At 71.8% G+C, this 19,893-nt stretch carries 19 protein-coding genes and 1 riboswitch; of the genes, 6 read left to right on the top strand and 13 right to left on the bottom strand.

Annotated elements, in window-relative coordinates; all coding sequences use genetic code 11:
• Window positions 1-10 precede the first annotated feature (10 nt).
• Complete coding sequence (locus OG933_RS35720; RefSeq protein ID WP_405630991.1) at window positions 11-1,396, bottom strand: peptidase C39 family protein; 1,386 nt, start codon at window positions 1,394-1,396, stop codon at window positions 11-13.
• 189 nt (window positions 1,397-1,585) lie between these two features.
• Here OG933_RS35720 and OG933_RS35715 point away from each other — a divergent pair, with 189 nt between their 5' ends.
• Window positions 1,586-2,221 carry a uridine kinase gene (locus OG933_RS35715; protein WP_405633601.1) on the top strand — a complete coding sequence of 212 codons (636 nt, stop codon included), beginning with the start codon at window positions 1,586-1,588 and terminating at the stop codon, window positions 2,219-2,221.
• Window positions 2,222-2,658: 437 nt separating this feature from the next.
• Window positions 2,659-4,521 (top strand): AAA family ATPase, encoded by a 1,863-nt coding sequence (locus OG933_RS35710; RefSeq protein ID WP_362529674.1) that lies wholly within the window; start codon window positions 2,659-2,661, stop codon window positions 4,519-4,521.
• 18 nt (window positions 4,522-4,539) lie between these two features.
• On the opposite strand, the gene OG933_RS35705 is transcribed toward OG933_RS35710, so the two are convergent.
• From OG933_RS35705 to OG933_RS35665, 9 genes are all read right to left on the bottom strand, one after another.
• On the bottom strand, window positions 4,540-5,664 hold the full coding sequence (locus OG933_RS35705) for a hemolysin family protein (protein ID WP_362529672.1): 1,125 nt from the start codon (window positions 5,662-5,664) through the stop codon (window positions 4,540-4,542).
• Window positions 5,661-6,986, bottom strand: coding sequence for a hemolysin family protein (locus OG933_RS35700; protein WP_405630988.1), 1,326 nt, complete (start codon window positions 6,984-6,986; stop codon window positions 5,661-5,663). The genes OG933_RS35705 and OG933_RS35700 overlap by 4 nt, the downstream gene beginning before the upstream one ends.
• 206 nt (window positions 6,987-7,192) lie before the next feature.
• Entirely contained in the window at window positions 7,193-7,660 is a 468-nt protein-coding gene (locus OG933_RS35695; RefSeq protein ID WP_362529668.1) for a PH domain-containing protein, read from the bottom strand.
• A 14-nt stretch (window positions 7,661-7,674) separates the two neighbouring features.
• Window positions 7,675-8,523: an ATP phosphoribosyltransferase gene (hisG, locus tag OG933_RS35690; RefSeq protein WP_020128905.1), complete on the bottom strand. Its 849-nt coding sequence runs from the start codon at window positions 8,521-8,523 to the stop codon at window positions 7,675-7,677.
• A gap of 71 nt (window positions 8,524-8,594) precedes the next feature.
• Entirely contained in the window at window positions 8,595-8,867 is a 273-nt protein-coding gene (locus tag OG933_RS35685) for a phosphoribosyl-ATP diphosphatase (protein ID WP_020128904.1), read from the bottom strand.
• A 33-nt stretch (window positions 8,868-8,900) separates the two neighbouring features.
• Window positions 8,901-9,386, bottom strand: coding sequence for a 6,7-dimethyl-8-ribityllumazine synthase (gene ribH / locus OG933_RS35680; RefSeq protein ID WP_020128903.1), 486 nt, complete (start codon window positions 9,384-9,386; stop codon window positions 8,901-8,903).
• 37 nt (window positions 9,387-9,423) lie between these two features.
• On the bottom strand, window positions 9,424-10,713 hold the full coding sequence (locus tag OG933_RS35675) for a bifunctional 3,4-dihydroxy-2-butanone-4-phosphate synthase/GTP cyclohydrolase II (protein WP_054239551.1): 1,290 nt from the start codon (window positions 10,711-10,713) through the stop codon (window positions 9,424-9,426).
• Window positions 10,710-11,351 (bottom strand): nicotinamide riboside transporter PnuC, encoded by a 642-nt coding sequence (pnuC, locus tag OG933_RS35670; RefSeq protein ID WP_020128901.1) that lies wholly within the window; start codon window positions 11,349-11,351, stop codon window positions 10,710-10,712. The genes OG933_RS35675 and pnuC overlap by 4 nt, the downstream gene beginning before the upstream one ends.
• Window positions 11,348-11,953 (bottom strand): riboflavin synthase, encoded by a 606-nt coding sequence (locus OG933_RS35665; RefSeq protein ID WP_142269331.1) that lies wholly within the window; start codon window positions 11,951-11,953, stop codon window positions 11,348-11,350. The genes pnuC and OG933_RS35665 overlap by 4 nt, the downstream gene beginning before the upstream one ends.
• Before the next feature lie 146 nt (window positions 11,954-12,099).
• Window positions 12,100-12,230, bottom strand: a riboswitch (FMN riboswitch).
• A gap of 378 nt (window positions 12,231-12,608) precedes the next feature.
• Between OG933_RS35665 and OG933_RS35660 the strand changes: the two genes are divergently transcribed.
• Complete coding sequence (locus OG933_RS35660; RefSeq protein WP_405630984.1) at window positions 12,609-13,352, top strand: SDR family oxidoreductase; 744 nt, start codon at window positions 12,609-12,611, stop codon at window positions 13,350-13,352.
• 3 nt (window positions 13,353-13,355) lie between these two features.
• Here OG933_RS35660 and OG933_RS35655 read toward each other — a convergent pair whose 3' ends face one another.
• Window positions 13,356-14,612: an ROK family transcriptional regulator gene (locus tag OG933_RS35655; RefSeq protein WP_405630982.1), complete on the bottom strand. Its 1,257-nt coding sequence runs from the start codon at window positions 14,610-14,612 to the stop codon at window positions 13,356-13,358.
• A 133-nt stretch (window positions 14,613-14,745) separates the two neighbouring features.
• Between OG933_RS35655 and OG933_RS35650 the strand changes: the two genes are divergently transcribed.
• On the top strand, window positions 14,746-15,966 hold the full coding sequence (locus OG933_RS35650; protein ID WP_405630979.1) for an MFS transporter: 1,221 nt from the start codon (window positions 14,746-14,748) through the stop codon (window positions 15,964-15,966).
• On the opposite strand, the gene OG933_RS35645 is transcribed toward OG933_RS35650, so the two are convergent.
• Window positions 15,926-16,384 carry a thioesterase family protein gene (locus OG933_RS35645; protein WP_142269335.1) on the bottom strand — a complete coding sequence of 153 codons (459 nt, stop codon included), beginning with the start codon at window positions 16,382-16,384 and terminating at the stop codon, window positions 15,926-15,928. The two genes, OG933_RS35650 and OG933_RS35645, sit on opposite strands and share 41 nt — an antisense overlap.
• A 142-nt stretch (window positions 16,385-16,526) precedes the next feature.
• On the opposite strand from OG933_RS35645, the gene OG933_RS35640 reads away from it, so the two are divergent.
• A complete protein-coding gene (locus OG933_RS35640; protein WP_362529654.1) occupies window positions 16,527-17,906 on the top strand; it encodes a solute carrier family 23 protein in 1,380 nt (459 codons plus the stop codon).
• Here OG933_RS35640 and OG933_RS35635 read toward each other — a convergent pair.
• Window positions 17,885-19,003, bottom strand: a complete 1,119-nt coding sequence (locus tag OG933_RS35635; RefSeq protein ID WP_405633599.1) for a glycoside hydrolase family 6 protein — start codon at window positions 19,001-19,003, stop codon at window positions 17,885-17,887. The genes OG933_RS35640 and OG933_RS35635 overlap by 22 nt on opposite strands.
• A gap of 142 nt (window positions 19,004-19,145) precedes the next feature.
• On the opposite strand from OG933_RS35635, the gene OG933_RS35630 reads away from it, so the two are divergent.
• The gene (locus OG933_RS35630; RefSeq protein ID WP_405630977.1) at window positions 19,146-19,874 is read left to right on the top strand and encodes a DUF5995 family protein; all 729 of its coding nucleotides are present in this window, start codon (window positions 19,146-19,148) and stop codon (window positions 19,872-19,874) included.
• Window positions 19,875-19,893 lie beyond the last annotated feature (19 nt).

Here is a 19,893-nt window from a genome sequence, read left to right as displayed (position 1 = left end):
GAGACCTTGCTCACACGGGGACCCCCACCGCCGTGAGGGCCAGGCACTGGCGGGCCGTGGGGCGCGCCGGGAAGTACAGGTAGCAGACGCCTCCGGTGCCGGACGCGACCTTGCCGCTCGCGTTGTACCGCTTGGTCCTGAGCCAGATGTTCTCGAACTCCCGCCGCCGGTACACGCGCCGCACCGCCGCGTCGTCCGCCGAGAACGGGTCGTTGGCGATCACATCGCCCTCGGCCGTGAAGCCGATGACGGTCATCAGGTGCCCCGAGGTGCCGTATCCCGCGCCTGTGAGCTCCTCCTTGAGGAAGGACTGGGACGTTATGGCCGGGATCCCCGCCGCGATCAGCGTCTCCAGGTCGGTGAGCGAGCCGAGCCGGGTGACCACGCCCTGGAGATCCTTGAAGGTCGCCGCGTAGGCGGCGTTGAACGGCCAGTTGCCGCAGCCGGCGTACTGGTGGTCGTACGTGTGCCGGGCGGCGTGGCAGACCTGCGGGTCGGCGTAGGACGGGTCGACCCACGCCAGCTGCTCGGCGGTGAGCCGGCCGCCCCAGTACTCGACGATCATCTGCGAGGAGGTGGGGCTGCACCAGGCCTCGCCGCCGCTGTCGTACTCGGGGTACTGGCCCAGATGGATCTCCTGCGAGTAGCGCGGGACGGCCAGCTCCTGCGCGAGGCCGGGCACGGAGGCCGGCACGGTGAACCGGTCCGGGACGTCGGAGCCCATCGCGCCCAGCCGCCACACGGTCGGGGTGAGCTTGGTGCCGGGGCGGCGGTACAGCGTGAGACGAAGGCGGCAGGAGGCGAGACGCAGGCCGGTCGAGGCGTCGTCGATCGCGAAGGTGTCCGTCCAGACGGTGCTGCGGCCGTCGGTCTGGTCGTCGACCGAGGTGCGCTTGATGTCCTGGTCGCCGGAGGCCCAGCGGCCCATCACGTACCAGGGGGTGTCCTTGCCGTCGGAGTACGTGCCCTTCAGCTCGACCTGGAGCCAGGTGCCGGCCGGGGTGCTCGCGCTCCAGGAGGCGATCACCTCCGTCGAGGGCACGGCGAGCTTCTGGACCGGGGACGTCCAGGTCGCGTACTCCCAGGTGGCCGTGGTCTTGGTGTGCGGGTCGGTGTAGTCGACGGTGCCGAGCGGGGCGCCTACGGCCACGCCCGGGCGAAGGCCCGCCACGGCACGGGTGCCCTTGGCCGTACCGGCGCGCCAGTCGGCGTACGTGGTCCAGGAGCGGTAGTCGACGGTCCGGGCCGGGGCCGACTCGGCGGTCGCGGCGTCCGCCGAGTCATCGGCGGTGGCGGCGGTGGCGGCCGTGGCGGCCGTGGCCGAGCCCCCTGCCACCGCGGCGGCGACCGCGGCGGCGAGGACCGTTCTGCGGGACGGCTGTTCGGCTCTGCTCATGTGCGGAAGACCCCCAGGGTGTCTGCGCGACTGTGCGCCAACTATGGACGGAGCGGGCCCCGCCTTCCAGCACTTCCGCCCGTGCCACGCCACCAATATTGGTCTGGGCCACTGGCGGCGCGGGCGGCCGACCGTAGACTTCGGCACCGTACGACGCCCCCCACCCCGCTCCTCGCCCCGGGAACCGCCATCCATCAGCCCGCCCTCCGCCAGCTCGCCTCCCGCCTGCGCCGTCTGCCGCCGTCCTGCGGGCCGGTCCGGCTGATCGGTGTCGACGGACACGCCGGCTCGGGGAAGTCCACCCTGGCCGGAAGGCTCGCCGAGGCGCTGGGGGGCGCGCCGGTGCTGCGTCTCGACGACCTCGCCAGCCACGACGAGCTGTTCGCCTGGACCGGGCGACTGCTGACCCAGGTCGTCGAGCCGTTCGGCCGCGGCGAGACCGCGCACTACGCCCCCTACGACTGGCGCGCCCGTCGCTTCGGCCCGCCGCGGCCGCTTCCGGCGGCCCCCGTCGTCCTGGTCGAGGGGGTCGGCGCCGGCCGCCGCGCCCTGCGCCCGTTCCTGGCGTGTCTGCTGTGGATGGACATGCCACCCGAGGAGGCCTGGGCGCGCGGACGGTCCCGGGACGGGGAGGAGCAACGGGAGTTCTGGGACGGGTGGGTCGCGGCCGAGATCCGTCACTTCGCCGACGATCCTTCGCGCCCCCATGCCGCCCTGCTGGTACGGCAGTTGATGCAGGGGTACGAGGTGCTGCCGGGGCCGGTGGGAGACCTTGGACCACACCAGGATGTCACCCACCGTGACGGACCACCCGCAATGTGGTGAACGTGTGAAGGGCTCTGCGTTCGAACTTCGCCAACTGCTTCAGCGCTGCTTGACCGACGGCCCGTACAGGACTTACGTTCTGAATGTGCGGCTATCGCAGCCGCCCTCGGACGCGAAGCCCCCGGTTGTTCCCCCGTGATCGGGGGCTTCGTTCTGTCCTCATCCCGCCCGATGCCCCGTTTCCGGACGCGCCACGGCACGATTCGCTCACCCAGGGTCACCGCGCGCGATGCGCCCCGTCCGCTCCCACCTCGCCGAACGGCCTGTGCGCACCCTACGGCGAGCGGCTCCCACGCAGGTACGATGCCCTCGGTGCGACCTGGGCGACTGCCTCGCGCACCTTGCAACTCCGGTCCGCGGCACAGCGGTTCGACCAAGGCAGCCGAAGGGCGACGCCCGGCGGCACACCGACGGGGGCACGGTTTGTGGGGGACGTGATGGACTTCGGCACGCAGGGCCCCGACGCCCCGGCCGACCTCGCCTGGCTGCGAGGCGTGGACGCCTACACGATGGGCGCCTATCCGCAGGCGGAGGAGGAGTTCCGCACCGCGGTGCGGATCGATCCCGGGATGGCCGACGGCTGGCTCGGGCTGCACGCGCTGCGCGTCGACACGACGACCGCGCTGCTCAGGATGTTCCGGCACCGCGAGCGCTTCGGCGAGCAGCGGACCCGGCACCGCCGCACCCTCAACTCCTGGTACTGGCTGGGCTGGTGGGTGCAACCGGTGCTGGAGAGTCCGCGCGACCTGCTGCTGGCGCACGCCTCGCACTGGCTGGACGGCCGTCACGTGCCCGAACTGGACCGGGCGCTCGCCGGGCTGCCGCCCGTCGACACCGATCACCAGGTCCGCTTCCTGCACGCCTGCCGCGCCTATCTGGTCAAGGACTGGGAGCAATTGGTCCGGCACACCGACCCACTGCTTGACGACCCCCTGCTGGGCATCGAGGCCGGTCTGTTCGGCGGGATGGCCCGGGTCCGCCTGGAGATGTACGGACAGGCCGAGCCGCTGCTGTCGTCGGCCCTGATGCGCTGCCGCAGCGAGCAGCCGCAGCGCAAGGAGCTGCGGTACTGGCTGGCCCGGGCCCATGAGGGAACGGGGCGTTCGGCGGCGGCTCTCCCCCTGTACCGGGCGGTGCACCGCGTCGACGCCGCCTTCATGGACACCTCCGCCCGGCTCGCCGCGATCGCCGAGGGCGACGGATACGACGATCCCGCCGACTTCGCGGCGATCACGCTCACCGGGATCGGGCAGGACATGGTGGACGGCCCCGACGGCTTCGACCCGCTGTTCGGCACCGAGGGCCGGGATCTGCGGCTGACCGAGCCCTCCGACCTGCCGCCCGTCGGCCCGCTGCCGTCGGTGACGGACCCTGCGGTGCGGGAGAAGAACGTCGTCGCCTCGTCGCTGCCGCCCGGGCCCACCGATCCCGTGTTACTCGAGGAGGCGCTCGCCGAACTGGAGGGCATGGTCGGCCTGGAGCCGGTGAAACGCCAGGTCAAGGCCCTGTCCGCGCAGCTCAACATGGCGCGGCTGCGGACCGGCCAGGGCCTTCCGGTCCAGCCGCCGAAGCGCCACTTCGTCTTCTCCGGTCCTTCCGGCACCGGCAAGACCACGGTGGCCCGCATCCTCGGCCGGGTCTTCTACGCCCTCGGCCTGCTGGGCGGCGACCATCTGGTGGAGGCCCAGCGGGCCGACCTGGTCGGCGAGTACCTCGGCCAGACGGCCGTGAAGGCCAACGAGCTGATCGACTCCGCCCTCGGTGGCGTGCTCTTCGTCGACGAGGCGTACTCGCTCTCGAACTCCGGTTACGGCAAGGGCGACGCGTACGGCGACGAGGCGCTCCAGGTGCTGCTGAAGCGGGCCGAGGACAACCGGGACCACCTGGTGGTGATCCTGGCCGGCTATCCGGAGGGCATGGACCGTCTGCTGGCCGCGAACCCCGGGCTGTCCTCCCGCTTCACGACCCGTGTCGACTTCCCGTCCTACCGGCCCCTCGAACTCACCTCCATCGGCGAGGTGCTGGCCGCGGAGAACGGCGACGCGTGGGACGAGGAGGCCCTGGACGAGCTGCGCTCCATCGCCGGGCACGTCGTGGACCAGGGGTGGATCGACGAACTGGGCAACGGGCGGTTCCTGCGCACCCTGTACGAGAAGAGCTGCGCCTACCGGGATCTTCGGCTGTCGACCTATCCGGGCGGGCTGACCCGGGACGACCTCGCGACCCTGCGCCTGCCCGATCTGATGCAGGCCTACGGAGAGGTGCTGTCGGGGAGGGGGCCGCAGGATCCGGCGGTGTGACGGATCCCGCGGCGCCGCTCAGCTCGCCAGCGCTTCCTCCGGAGACGGGGGTCCGCCCTGCTCCAGCGGAGCCGACACCTTGGGGGAACTCCCCCTCGGCTCCGTCAGCCGGATCCCGGAGACCTCCCGGTGCGCGGGGTCGGTGACCTCGCCCACCAGCAGCTCCAGTACGTCCTCCAGGGCGACCAGGCCGAGCACCCTGCCGGACGCGTCGGCCACCTGCGCCAGGTGGGTCGCCGCCCGGCGCATCACCGTCAGCGCGTCGTCCAGCGGCAGTTCGGAGCGGAGCGTCGTCATCGGTCGCCACACCTGCTGCGGCACCGCCCGCTCGGACTCCTCCAGGTCGAGGACGTCCTTCACGTGCAGATAGCCCATGAAGGCGCCGTTCTCCGCGGCCACCGGGAAGCGGGAGTAGCCGGTACGGGCGGTCAGGCCCACGATCTCCCCGGGGGTGACCGACGGGCTGACCGTCACCAGGGACTCGCGCTTGAGCAGCACGTCCGTCACCGGGCGGGAGCCCAGCTCCAGCGCGTCCTCCAGCCGTTCCTGCTCCTCGGGGTCGAGGAGGCCGGCCTGTCCGGAGTCCTCCAGCAGGCGGTTCAGCTGCTCGCTGGTGACGACGGCCTCGACCTCGTCCTTGGGTTCGACGTGGAAGAGCCGCAGGATGCCGCGGGCGCAGGCGCCGAGGGCCACCGTGATCGGCCGGCAGACCCGGGCGAAGGCGACCAGGCCGGGGCTGAGCCACAGCGCGGCCTTCTCGGGGGCCGCCATGGCGAGGTTCTTCGGGACCATCTCGCCGATGACGAGGTGGAAGAAGACCACGGCCGCGAGGGCCACCACGTAGCCCAGCGGGTGGATCATGCCGTGCGGGAGGTGGACCGCCTCGAGGACCGGCTCCAGCAGGTGCGCGACCGTCGGTTCGGCGACCGCGCCCAGGGTGAGGGAGCAGACGGTGATGCCGAACTGGGCCGCCGCCATCATCTGGGGCAGGCGTTCCAGACCGTAGAGGACCTGACGGGCCCGTGCGGTGCCCAGTGGCTCGATCTGGCTGCGGCGGACGGAGACGAGAGCGAACTCGGCGCCGACGAAGAATCCGTTGGCGAGCACGAGCAGCGCGGCGAAGAGGAGCTGGAAGGCGCTCATCGGGCGACCTCCACGACCTGGCCGGTCCGCACCAGGCGGACCCGCTCGGCGCGGTAGTGGCCGACGCGGCGCACGGAGACCCGCCAGCCGGGCAGTTCGGCCCGGTCGCCGACGGCCGGGATCCGGCCGAGCAGATCGGCGACCAGCCCGGCGACCGTCTCGTACGGCCCCTCGGGGACCGCCAGGCCTATGCGCTGGAGGGTGTCGACACGGCAGCTGCCGTCCACGTCCCAGGCGGGCCTGCCCTCCTCGGCCGGAGCCGCGGCGAGTTCGGGCGTGTCCTGGCCGTCGTGCTCGTCACGGACCTCGCCGACGATCTCCTCGACGATGTCCTCGAGCGTGACCACGCCGGCCGTGCCGCCGTACTCGTCGACGACGACGGCGATGGGCTGCTCGCTGCGCAGCCGGGCCAGCAGGGGCTGGACGGGCAGGGTCTCCGGGACCAGCAGCGCGGGGCGGGCGATACGGCCGAGCGGGGTACGCAGCCGGTCGTGGACAGGGATCGCCAGGGCGTCCTTGAGGTGGACCATGCCGACGATCTCGTCGATCTTCTCGCGGTAGACGGGGAACCGGGACAGGCCGGTGGCGCGGGTCAGGTTGACCACGTCCTCGGCGGTGGCCGAGGACTGCAGGGCGCTCACCTTCACCCGTGGGGTCATGACGTGCTGAGCGGTCAGCTCGGCCAGCGACAGGGTCCGGACGAAGAGATCGGCCGTGTCCTGTTCGAGCGCCCCGGCCTGGGCCGAGTGACGGGCCAGCGAGACGAGTTCGCCGGGGGTCCGCGCGGAGGCCAGCTCCGCGGTGGGCTCGATGCCCAGGGCGCGCACCAGCCGGTTGGCGACGGTGTTGAGCGCCGCGATCACCGGCCGGAAGAGGCGGGAGAAGCCGGCCTGCGGGCCCGCGACGAAGCGCGCGACCTGGAGGGGCTTGGACACCGCCCAGTTCTTGGGCACGAGCTCGCCGATCACCATCTGCACGGCGGAGGCCAGCAGCATGCCGACGACCACGGCGACACCGGAGACGGCACCCTCGGGGACGCCGATCGCGGTGAACGGGCCGTGCAGCAGCTCGGCCAGCGCCGGTTCGGCGAGCATGCCGACGACGAGGGAGGTGATGGTGATGCCGAGCTGGGTGCCGGAGAGCTGGAAGGACAGTTCCTTCAGCGACTCGACGACCGTGCGGGCTCGTCTGTCGCCCTCGGCGGCGGCCTTCTCGGCGTCCTGCCGCTCGACCGTGATGAGGCCGAACTCGGCGGCGACGAAGAAGCCGTTGGCGAGGATGAGCAGGAACGCGGCTGCCAGGAGCAGCAACGGGGTGGTCATGATGCCGCCGCCTCCGAAAGAGGTCGGACAGGGGCGGCGCAGGTACTACAGGACGAACCGTCCATCGCCGGAGGGAGTCACTCCTCGGGTAGCAGGAACCCCTGTGCACCCGGCTGGGAGCCACAGGGGCGGAGGCGTCAGTGGAACGCCTCCGTCACCAGATTAATCAAGACACGGGCTTCAGCGGCAGGGTGGACGGCCCCGAGTCAGCCCTGATCTTGCTCTGTGGACTCCTCGGGGTCCCGGACGGACCGGGCTTCCGCGAGGGTCCGCAGGGTGCGCGCGTCGGCGATGGCCTGCTGCTTGTCGATGCCCGGCTGGATTCCGAGGGCGGGCAGGCTGGTGCCGTCGCTGAGGTTGAGGAACACCCAGGGGTCGCCCGGACGGAGGTTCACCTGGAGGATCTCGGCCCAGTCCAGGCGCCGCCTGCTGGCGATGTTCACGACGGTGACACCGGATTCGTCGGCGACGACCCGCACCCGGGCGAGCTGGGCCAGCACCCAGAAGATGAGGGCGCCGGTGAGGATGAAGCTGAGCCGCTCCCCCGGGCCGAGCTGCTCCAGCAGCATCGCCACGGCGGAGATGACGAGGAGGATCACCACTCCGGCCGTGAGCAGCACCACACGGGTGCGCCCTGGCCGGAAGGTGACGGGGAGGGTCGGCAGGTTGGACATGTTCCCGGCTGAGGTCAGAGTCGGCAGGCGTGGATGGCCGTGGTCAGGATGGCGCGGGCGCCGATGTCGTAGAGGTCGTCCATGATCCGCTGGGCCTCCTTGGCCGGGACCATGGCGCGGACGGCGACCCAGCCTTCGTTGTGCAGCGGGGAGACGGTCGGCGACTCCAGACCCGGGGTCAGCGCGACGGCCTTCTCGAGCTGCTCGACCCGGCAGTCGTAGTCCATCATCACGTACGTCCGGGCGACCAGGACGCCCTGGAGACGGCGCAGGAACTGCTGCACCTTGGGCTCCTCGACGTCCGCGCCGGTGCGCCGGATCACGATGGCCTCGGACTTCATGATGGGCTCGCCGAAGACCTCGAGGCCCGCGTTGCGCAGTGAGGTGCCGGTCTCGACGACGTCGGCGATGACCTCGGCGACACCCAGTTCGATCGCGGTCTCGACGGCGCCGTCGAGGTGGACGACGGAGGCGTCGACGCCCTGCTCGGCCAGGTGCTTGGCGACGATGCCCTCGTAGGAGGTGGCGACCGTCCGGCCCTGCAGGTCCTCGATGCCGGCGGCCGTGCCCGGCTTGCCGGCGAAGCGGAAGGTGGAGCGGGCGAAGCCGAGCGGGAGGATCTCCTCGGCGTTGGCTCCGGAGTCGATCAGCAGGTCGCGGCCGGTGATGCCGATGTCGAGGCGCCCGGAGGAGACATAGATCGCGATGTCCCGGGGGCGGAGGTAGAAGAACTCGACGTCGTTGACCGGGTCGACGATCCGCAGCTCCTTGGACTCGCGGCGCTGCTGGTAGCCGGCCTCATGCAGCATCTCCCCCGCGGGGCCTGACAGGGAACCCTTGTTGGGGACGGCGATGCGCAGCATGAGGTCGGCTTCCTTCGCGTGGAACGTGACGATCGGGGCGGATATGTGCGGTGGTGTCTGAAAAATGATGTTTACAGGTGGGCGTACACGTCGTCCAGCGAGATTCCGCGGGCGACCATCATCACCTGGACGTGGTAGAGCAGCTGCGAGATCTCCTCGGCGGCTGCTTCCTTGCCTTCGTACTCGGCCGCCATCCAGACCTCTGCGGCCTCTTCGACGACCTTCTTGCCGATGGCATGGACGCCCTTCCCGACCAGTTCTGCGGTGCGGGAAGTGGCGGGGTCGCCGTTGGCGGCCTTCTGCTGGAGCTCGGTGAAGAGCTCCTCGAACGTCTTCTTGGACATGGTGATCCCACCCTAGCCGTTGTGCCGGCCTGCCTACCGCCAGGGTTCGGATACTGAGCGGAGGGTGGCCGCGGTCGCCACCGCCGCCGTCACCGCCTCGTGCCCCTTGTCCTCGTTGGAGCCCTCGAGGCCGGCCCGGTCCAGGGCCTGCTCCTCGGTGTCACAGGTGAGGACGCCCATGCCGACGGGCACGCCGGTCTCGACGGAGACCTGGGTGAGTCCCTGGGTGACGCCCTGGCACACGTACTCGAAGTGCGGGGTGCCGCCGCGGATGACGACGCCGAGGGCGACGATCGCGTCGTAGCCCCGTCCGGCCAGCACCTTGGCGACGACCGGGAGCTCCCAGCTGCCGGGGACCCTCAGCAGGGTCGGCTCGTCGATGCCGAGGTCGTGCAGGGCGCGCAGCGCGCCGTCGACCAGTCCGTCCATCACCTTCTCGTGCCACTGTGCCGCGATGACGGCGACCCGCAGGTCACCCACATTGCGTACGGACAGCTCCGGTGCGCCCTTGCCGCTCACGTCTCTCCTCTTGCCTTTCGTGCCTTGCCGACTTGCGTTACTGGTTGCCGCAGGGGGACACGGGGGCCGTGTCCAGCCAGGGCAGGTCGTGTCCCATCCGGTCCCGCTTGGTGCGCAGGTAGCGGATGTTGTGCTCGCCCGCCTGTACGGGCATCGGCTCGCGCCGGGTGACCTCGATGCCGTGCCGGACGAGGGCGTCGGTCTTCTCGGGGTTGTTGGTCATCAGGCGCACACTGCGCACGCCGAGGTCCTCGAGGATCTGCGCGCCGGCCGCGTAGTCACGGGCGTCGGCGGGCAGGCCCAGCTCCAGGTTGGCGTCGAGGGTGTCGTGTCCCTGCTCCTGGAGCTCGTAGGCCCTCAGCTTGGAGAGCAGACCGATGCCCCGGCCCTCGTGTCCGCGCAGATAGACCACCACGCCCCGGCCCTCGCTCTGGATGCGCTCCAGGGAGGTGTCCAGCTGGGGGCCGCAGTCGCAGCGCTGGGAGGCGAAGATGTCGCCGGTGAGGCACTCGGAGTGCACCCGGACGAGGACGTCCTCGCCGTCGCCGATCTCACCGTGGACCAGGGCGACGTGCTCGACGCCGTCGACGGTGGAGCGGTAGCCGTACGCGGTGAAGGTGCCGTGGACGGTGGGCAGCCGGGTCTGCGCCTCGCGGCGGACGGTGGGCTCGGCGCTGCGGCGGTAGGCGATCAGGTCCTCGATGGAGATGATCGTCAGGCCGTGCTTGCGGGCGAACGGGATCAGTTCGGGCAGGCGGAGCATCCGGCCGTCCTCGCCGGCGATCTCGACGATCGCGCCGGCCGGACGCAGCCCCGCGAGACGGGCGAGGTCGACGGCCGCCTCGGTGTGGCCGTCACGGGTCAGCACACCGCCGGGCTTGGCGCGGAGCGGGAAGATGTGTCCCGGGCGGACGAAGTCCGTGGCCTCGGTGGTGCCGCTCGCCAGGAGCCGCAGCGTGGTGGCGCGGTCGGCGGCGGAGATGCCGGTGGTCACGCCGTGGGCTGCGGAGGCGTCGACGGAGACCGTGAACGCGGTCTTCATCGACTCGGTGTTGTCCTCGACCATCTGCGGGAGCTTCAGACGCTCCAGTTCGTCGCCCTCCATGGGGGCGCAGATCAGGCCGCGGCACTCGCTCATCATGAAGGCGACGATCTCCGGGGTGGCCTTCTCCGCGGCGATGACGAGGTCCCCCTCGTTCTCGCGGTCCTCGTCGTCGACGACCACCACGGGACGGCCGGCGGCGATGTCGGCGATGGCCCGCTCGACGGGGTCCAGCGCGAAGTCCTCGATGCCGTCCGTGCTGTAGAGGATCGGTGCGGTACTCATGCCGGCGCTCCTTCCAGAGCGGGTTGCGAGGCCTTGCGGGAGCGCAGCCACCAGTCGCGCATGCCCCACAGGACGAGCGCGCCGTAGATGACGTAGACGAAGCCGGAGAAGGCGTAGCCGTTGGCGAAGTTCAGCGGGACGCCGACGAGGTCGACGAGGAGCCAGGCGATCCAGAACTCGACCATGCCGCGCGCCTGGGCGTACATGGCGACGATGGTGCCGACGAAGATGTAGGCGTCCGGCCAGGGGTCCCAGGACAGGGACGGGTGGGCCTTGAAGAGCAGGGCCACCGCGACCGTGCCGACGGCGGCGGCGCCGACCATGGCCGCGCGCTCGATCCAGGTCGCGAAGCGGGGCGTGATCTGGCCGTCCTCGGACCGCCCCTTGCTGCGGTTCCACTGCCACCAGCCGTACAGGGCGACGACCATGACGACGACCTGCTTGCCGGCGCTGCCGGTCAGATGGCCGAAGAAGGCGCCGAAGAGGACGAGCCCGGAGAGGAACTGCACCGGCCAGGTCCACAGCGAGCGGCGCCAGCCGAGGGCGAGGGTGATCAGGCCGAGGATGTTGCCGATCATGTCCGACCAGAGGATGTGCTGGTCGAGGAGGGTGAAGGCCTCGGAGTTCAGCGAGTTCACTGCGCCGCTCCCCGGGTGGTGGTCAGCAGGCGCTCGACGTACTTGGCGACGATGTCCACCTCGAGGTTGACCGGGTCGCCGGCCTGCTTGAGGCCGAGCGTGGTCAGGGCGAGGGTGGTGGGGATGAGGCTGACGGTGAAGAAGTCGGGGCCGGCCTCGACGACCGTGAGGCTGATGCCGTCGACGGTGATCGAGCCCTTCTCCACGACGTACCGGGCGAGGTCGGCGGGGAGGGAGATCTTGATGATCTCCCAGTTCTCGGAGGGCTTGCGCTCCAACACCGCTCCGGTGCCGTCGACATGGCCCTGCACGATGTGCCCGCCGAGGCGGTCGCCGACGGCGGTGGGGCGTTCGAGGTTGACGCGGGAGCCGACGCCGAGTGCTCCGAGACTGGAGCGGTTCAGGGTCTCCGCCATGACGTCGGCGGTGAACTCGTCGCCCTCGTGCTCGACGACGGTGAGACAGACCCCGTTCACGGCGATGGAGTCGCCGTGCTTCGCGCCGTCGGTCACGACGGGGCCGCGCAGCCGGAAGCGGGAGGCGTCGCCGAGATTCTCGACGGCGGTGACCTCACCCAGCTCTTCGACGATTCCGGTGAACACTTCCCGGGTCCTCCTGCCTCTTCGGGCACGGACTCCGGGGCCTGTCGATGACGACAGCAGGTACGGGCAACGACACCGGGGGCGACGCCGGACAGACTCGTCCGCGGACGAGTACGTATACGGCGGCGCGCACGAATGCCCGCCCGCCGCGCACTGCCTCCCATCCGGACTTTAACCGTCGGTCCAGGAATTTCACCTGGTCAACCGGTCGCTGGAAGCGACCGGGTCGCGGACTGTAACCGCCGGTTCGGACTTTCACCGACCCCGGAGTGCGCTGCTTTGATTTACAGGGCCAGTGTGCCACGCCGGGTAGGCGTCCATACAGGTGAAGGATGTGGGGTGGCTCACAGGTCGTCACTTCGGCTTGCGTCCGGGCCGGTTCGAGGCCCACCCAGGCCCGCACCAGGATTGGTCCATACCTATTGACGTACTGGTCTAGTCCTTTCTAGGGTCGGCGGAGTGCGGCCCGGCGGCGGTGACGACGGCCCTTGCCCGCCGCCGGGTCCCTTCGCCCCGGCCGATCGCCGCGCGTTCCGGCGGGCCGGATCCCCGCCGTGAGCCGCGGGACATGCGAGCCGTGGCCGACCCCGACAAGCTTGACCCGACGGAGGGCGTTCCGACCGGGAGCGCCCGGTGTCCGAAGGGGCTGAACGGTATGACCACGATCCTGGTGACCGGCGGTACGGGAACCCTCGGCAGGCTCGTCACCGAACGGCTGCGCTCGGACGGGCACGAGGTGCGGGTGCTGAGCCGGCACACCCGGCCGTACGCCGTCGACCTGCGCGAGGGCGGGCCAGGACTCGACGCGGCCGTCGCGGGCGTGGACGCGATCGTGCACTGCGCGACCACTCCACGCGGAGACGATGTGCAGGCGGCCGCGAACCTGATCGCCGCGGCGCGGCAGGCCGGGGTGCCGCACCTGCTCTACATCTCGATCGTCGGCGTCGACCGGGTGCCGTTCGGCTACTACAAGGCCAAGCTCGCCGTGGAGGAACTGCTGGCGGAGTCCGGGCTCGGCTGGACGGTGCTGCGGGCGACCCAGTTCCACGACCTGCTGGTCCAGCTCTTCCAGGGGCTGGCCAAGGTACCGGTGATGATGCTGCCGGCCGGGGTGAGCGACCAGCCGGTGGAGGTCGCCGAGGTCGCCGATCGGCTCGCGGAGCTGGCCGCGGGCGCGCCGGCCGGCCGGGTCGACGACATGGCCGGGCCCGAGGTCCGCACCTTCGAGTCGCTGGCCCGCGCGTTCTTGAAGGCGAGCGGCCGACGGTGCGCGGTGGTGAACGTGCCGCTGTGGGGCGCGGCCTACCGGGGCTTTCGCTCGGGCGGCCACCTGGCGCCGGAGCGGGCGGTGGGCAAGGGCACCTTCGAGGATTACCTGGCTACGCGCATCCGCAGCTAGGCCCTAGGTCGCGGACACGACCTGGTGCGTCTCGGTCCTGTGCGCCATGGTGAACAGCTCCTCCTGCGCGGCGTCACGGGCCGTCAGCAGCGCCCCGCGCAGCACCGCGCCGCCGCCCAGGGCACTGGCGCGCACCTCCGTGGGCAGCGGCGCCATCTGCCGGAGCCGCCGTGCCACCCGGCTCGCGAGCACCTCCCCGCCGGCCTGTCCGACCTCCCCGCCGAGGACCACACAGCCGGGGTCGAGGACGGCGACGACGGAGGCCGCGCCGAGGGCGAGCCGGTCGGCCAGGGCGTCGAGAAAACCGGCGGCGGCCCCGGTGTCCGGCGCGTCCACCGCCGCTCGCACCAGCGCCGCCGCCACCGGCTCGTCGGAGCGCGCGTGCGCCGTCAGCCCGTACTCTCCCGCCAGGGCGGCGATCGCCGCCGAACCGGCCAGCGAGTGGAAGCCGCCCTCGCAGTCCGTCGCCGAGGGCAGGCCGCCGGTGCCGGGTACCGGCAGGAAACCGATCTCGCCGGTGCCGCCGGAGGCGCCGCGGCGCAGTGCGCCGTCCAGGACGACGGCCGCGCCGGTGCCGTGGCCGAGCCACAGCAGGACGAAGGTGTCGCGGTCCCGGGCGGCGCCCTCGCGCTGTTCGGCCAGGGCGGCGAGGTTGGTCTCGTTCTCGACGTGCGCGTGCGCGGCCGGGAAGCGTTCCTGCAGCGCGGCCACCAGTCGGCGGTGCCACTCGGGCAGGCCGCTGGAGTCGCGCAGCTCACCGCTGGCGGGGTCGATCAGCCCGGGTGCGCCGATGCCGAGGGTGTGCAGCCGCCCCCAGGTCCGCAGACCCTCGCGCGGGGGCGCCCCGACGGCCTCGGCCTCCTTCGCCGCCCGCTCGACCAGCGAGACCGCCTGTTCCACGGCCGTCCCGGTGCCCGTGTCGCCGCCGATCGGCACGGACGCCTCGGCGAGCACCCGGCCGACCAGGTCCGAGACGAGCACCGTGACCCCCTCGGTGCGCACGTCCAGCGCGACCAGATGGGCGCGGTCGGCGACGATGCCGTAGAGCTTGGCGTTCGGCCCGCGGCGCTGCGCGCCCGCCTCCCCGACCATTTCGATCAGACCGGAGGCGGTGAGGCGTTCGACGAGGTCGGCGACCGACGGCCGGGACAGGCCGGTGAGCTGCTTCAACTGCCCTGCCGTCAACGGGCCTTCGTGCTGGAGCAGGCGGAGGGCGAGCCGGTCGTTGATGGCCCGGGCGGTGCTCGGAGATGCGGGCATGGCGGGAATCCTCCCATGGCCGAGGGGCCCGACCGGCTGTCGCCGACCGTCGGCATCTATTTATCAGGCAGGGTTCCTGATAGTTTACGACGGCATCGCGACGGCGCGGCGCGGATCCGGAAGGGACGGGAGAATGAGCGGAGTGGACGAAGTGATCCACGCACCGTCGGAGGTGCGGCGCGCCCGGTACGCCGTGGCGGCCGTGTTCGCGGTGCACGGCGCGGTCACCGGTTCGTTCGCCACCCGCGTGCCGTGGATCCAGGACCACGCCGACGTCTCCACCGGACAGCTCGGGTTCGCGCTCGCCTTCACGGCGTTCGGCGCGGCCTGCGCGATGCCGCTGGCCGGCTCGATCACCCATCGCTTCGGCAGCCGCGCGGCCCTGCGCGGACTGCTCGTCCTGTGGACGCTGTCCCTGACGCTGCCCGCCCTCGCCCCGAACCTGCTGACGCTCTGCCTGGCGATGTTCACGTACGGCGCGAGCGCGGGCATGGCCGACGTCGCGATGAACGCCCTGGGCGTCGAGGTGGAACAGCTGCTCGACAGGTCGATCATGTCGGGACTGCACGGCATGTGGAGCGCGGGCGCCCTGATCGGTTCGGCGGGCGGAACGCTCGCCGCGCACCTCGGTGCGGACGCGCGCGTGCACCATGTGCTGGCGGCGGCCGTCCTCACCCTGCTCGGCCTGCTGGCCTGCCGCTGGGTGCTGGATCTGCGCCCCGCCGAGGACGAGGAGCCGCCCCCGCGGTTCACGCTGCCACCCCGCTCGGCGCTGCTCATCGGCGCGGTCGGCTTCTGCGCGGTGTTCGCGGAGGGCGCCAGCCTGGACTGGTCGGCCGTCTACCTGCGCGACCAGCTCGGCTCGTCGGCCGGGGCGGCGGCCGCCTGTACGACCGGCTTCATGTTCACGATGGCGGTGGCCCGGATCGTGGGCGACGCCGTGGTGAACCGGTTCGGCGCGGTGCGTACCGTCCGGGCGGGCGGTGTCCTCGCCGCGCTGGGCGGGCTGCTGATCGTCGTCGCGGGGCATCCGGCGGTGGCGATGGGCGGGTTCGGGCTGATGGGGCTGGGCATCGCGGTCGTCGTACCCCTGTGCTTCGCGGCGGCCGGGCACAGCGGGCCGAACCCCAGCCAGGCCATCGCGGGCGTCGCGACGATCACCTACACCTCCGGGCTGATCGCCCCGAGCCTGATCGGCGGCGTGGCGCAGGCGACCAGCCTGGTGGTGTCCTTCGTCGTGGTGACGGTCCTGGCGTGCGGGCTCGTACTGTTCGCGGGAGTGCTGCGGGGCGGCGAGCGGACCGGTGCGAAGGTCAGTCCGCAGGCCGCAGCAGTGCCCGGCCCCCGGTCCTGAAGGCGTCGCTCCACGGCGTGGGGCGCATCGTGGTCGCGTCGAGTCGCACCAGGACGCGGGTGCCGCGCGCGTACGTCGTGGCTCCGTCCGCCGAGCAGAACCGGAAGCCGTAGGTCAGCCCCGTGGTACCGAGCCGGTCCAGCCAGAGGTGGACGGCGTACGTGCCGGTACGGGTGACCGGGGCCTCGTAGCCGATCAGCAGTTCCTTGACCACGTTGCAGGCATCCCCGGCGCTCGCCCAGTCGCCCTCGAAGCGGACGCCGTTGTCCTGCCAGAACTCGGTCCAGGCCCGCTCGACGAGCAGCGGATAGCGGGCGTTGTGCAGCATGCCCAGTGCGTCCAGGTCGTCGAAGTGGACGGTGACGGGCATGAGCCGGCCGTACGACACAGCGGGGGCGCTCGGGGCTTCGGCGGTCACGGCGGGGGCTCCTGTGCGGGTACGAGGTGCATGTACGGGGAAACTACCCTCATCGTACGGGGTCGCTAAGCGGTCGCTCACCCTCCGGTTTCACGTGAGAATGGTCCGGACACCCGCACCCCCAGGAAAGCGAACCCGCACCATGGATCTTGGCGTCCGCTGGAAACTGCACGGCGACGGACGCACCCCGGCGCCCGGCGCGGTGGTCCGTCCCGACGAGCGGCTCTCCTGGCCCCGCACGGTGGGACTCGGCGCCCAGCACGTGGTGGCGATGTTCGGGGCCTCTTTCGTCGCACCCGTCCTGATGGGTCTCGACCCCAACCTCGCCATCATGATGTCCGGCGTCGCGACCGTGATCTTCCTGCTCGCAACCCGTGGCCGGGTGCCCAGTTACCTCGGCTGCTCGCTGTCCTTCGTCGGCGTGGCCGCGGTCATCCGGGCGCAGGGCGGGACGAGCGCCACGGTCACCGGCGCGGTGTTCGTCGTCGGGGTCGCGCTGTTCCTCGTCGGACTGGCCGTACAGCGGTTCGGGGCGCGGATCATCCACGCCGCGATGCCGCCGATCGTGACGGGCGCGGTCGTGATGCTCATCGGCTTCAACCTCGCCCCGGTCACCGCCACCACCTACTGGCCGCAGGACCAGTGGACGGCCCTGCTGGTCATGGCGTTCACCGGGATGGCGGTGGTCTGCCTGCGCGGTTTCTGGTCCCGCATCGCGATCTTCCTCGGCCTCGTCTTCGGGTACGGCATCTCGTGGGCGTTCGACCGGATCTTCGGCCGGATCCACTCCGCCGACGCGAGCGGCAAGGTCACCGACCACTGGCGGCTCGACCTGACCGGGGTCGGTCACGCCGACTGGATCGGGCTGCCGTCCTTCCACGGCCCGTCCTTCGAATGGTCGGCGATCCTCGTGGCACTCCCCGTCGTGATCGCCCTGGTCGCGGAGAACGCGGGCCACGTCAAGGCGGTCGGCGAGATGACCGGCGACAACCTGGACGACCGGCTCGGTACGGCGATCTCCGCCGACGGCGTCGGCTCGATGCTGTCCACCGCGGTGGGCGGGCCGCCCAACACCACCTACTCCGAGAACATCGGCGTGATGGCCGCGACCCGGGTCTACTCGACGGCCGCCTACTGGGCCGCCGCCGGGTTCGCCCTCCTCTTCGGCCTGTGCCCGAAGTTCGGCGCGGTCGTCGCCGCGATCCCCGGCGGGGTGCTCGGCGGCATCACCGTCATCCTCTACGGCATGATCGGCCTGCTCGGCGCGCAGATCTGGATCAACGCCGGGGTCGACCTGCGCAATCCGCTGAACCTGGTGCCGGCCGCGGCGGGCATCATCATCGGCGTCGGCAACGTCACGCTGGAGTTCACCGACACCTTCTCGCTGAGCGGTATCGCGCTCGGCACGGTCGTCGTCATCACGGGCTACCACGCACTGCGCGCGTTCGCGCCCGCCCACCTCAGGTCGCCGGGGCCCCTGCTCGACGAGGGCACCAGCAGCTACGACGAGGCCAGTTCGTAGGCGTACGACGGGCTGAACTCGCCGGCCGACCCCTTGCAGCCGTCCGACTCCCCCGGCAGTTTCACCCACAGGTAGGCGTCGATCCGGGCCTCACCGGTCCGGAAGGTGGGGGCCCGGCCGATGCTCCGGCCGTCCGGGTCGCACCACTCGCCGTCGGTGGGCGCGCCGTTGCCGTTGCGGCTGGTGTCGATGACTGCGCCCAGGCCGGGCGGGCCGCCCAGGGCGCCCAGGACCCGGCGGTCGTAGGCCACCTCGTCCGCCGTGCGGTGGAAGTTGGAGACGTTGCTGAAGATCCCGTCGGAGGAGGCGGCCGAGGCGGCACCGGCCTGTTTCAGCAGCGCGGCCTGCTCGGCCGGATCGTTCCAGCCGGAGTGCCCGGCGTCGTAATAGACGCGCGCCTTCGGGTTCGCCGCCTTCAGCACACGTCCCGCGCGGGCCAGCGCGGCGAGACGGCCGGCCCGCCCGGCCTCGTCGAGGCAGTCGGTCTGGGCTATCGAGTCGGGCTCCAGGACGACCACGACCTCGCCGGAGCCGAGTCCGGCGGCGAAGGCGTCGATCCAGCCCGCGTAGGCGTCGAGGTCGGGCGCCCCGCCCTCGGAGGCGCCGCCGCAGTCGCGGTCCGGGATCGCGTACGCCACGAGGACGGGCACCCGGCCCTGGGCGGCGGCGCCCGCCGTGACCGCGCGGACCCGCGAGGTCACGGTGTCGGGGGCGTACTCGGTGAACCACACCGCCGCCGGCCGGCTCGCGATCCGGGACTCGATGACGGCGGTGCGCGGATCCGCCGGGTTGGCGCGGACCCAGTCGAGGACCTGGGACTCGGGGTGGCGGTAGAGGTTCGTGGTCACGGCGGCCGCCCGCGGCTTGCGCGCGGTACGGCCGGGCGAGGGCGTCGGCCGCGCGGTCGGGGCGGAGGCCGAGGGGGACCCGGACGGGGACGGCGGGTTCGCGGTCGAGGGGGACAGGAGCGTCGCGCTCACCTTCGGACGGGCCCGGTCCGCGCCGCGTGGGTCGTCGCCGTCGTGCCCGTCGCCCAGTGCGGTCAGCAGCCCGGCCGCGGTGCCCAGGGCCACCACCACCGAGGCGGCGGCGACCATGACCGTCCGCCGTCCGGACCGTCGCTCACGTACGCCTCGCACCGTGCTGTTCCCCTCCCGTGCGACGGGCTCGTTCCCCCGTTCCGGGGAAGCGTCGGGCCCGCCGACACGCGGGCCAGCCTAGGACTGTCACCCTGCCCCCATGCCGCAATCGCAACAGTTCACCGCTCCCGTCGAGACAGGCCTCGACACGGACCGCACAAGTGTCGACGACGTGCTCGCCCGGATGCGCGCCCTCGACGCGGCCCTGCCTCCCGGGGACGGCGTCGCGGTCTTCAACCGCGTCTACCTCGCGGTGACCCAGGAGGTCGACCGGCGCATCGACACCGGCCGGTTCCCGGACGCACGGGCCGCCACCACGCTGGACGTTCGGTTCGCGAAGCGCTACCTGGACGCGGTGGACCCCGGGCCGGCCGACCGGCGGCCACCGGCCTGCTGGCGGCCTCTGCTCCAGTTCCGCCGCCATCCCGGCGTACGTCCCCTGCAGTTCGCGCTCGCGGGCATCAACGCGCACATCGGGCACGACCTCGCGCTCGCCGTGGTGGACGCCTGTCGTAGCCTCGGCTGCGAACCGGTCGAGCTGGAGGACGAGTTCGACCGCGTGGGCGAGCTACTCGGCTCGCTGGAGGAACGCATCCGCGAAGAGCTGATGCCGGGCCCCGACCTGTTGCAGATCGCCGACCCCCTCACCCACCTGCTGGGCTCCTGGAGCCTGGACCGCGCCCGGGACGCCACCTGGACGGCGGCCCGGGCCCTGTGGGCGCTGCGCCGGCTCCCCGACGTGGCCGGGGAGTTCACCGAACGCCTCGACACGGCCGTCGGCTTCGCGGGCCGCATGATGCTCACCCCGCTGTCGGGCCTCGCGCTGTGAGACCTCGCGCTGTGAGACC

This window comes from Streptomyces sp. NBC_00016, from assembly GCF_045040885.1.
Taxonomy (GTDB): domain Bacteria; phylum Actinomycetota; class Actinomycetes; order Streptomycetales; family Streptomycetaceae; genus Streptomyces; species Streptomyces coriariae.
This window is presented reverse-complemented; position numbering and strand designations above follow the sequence as displayed.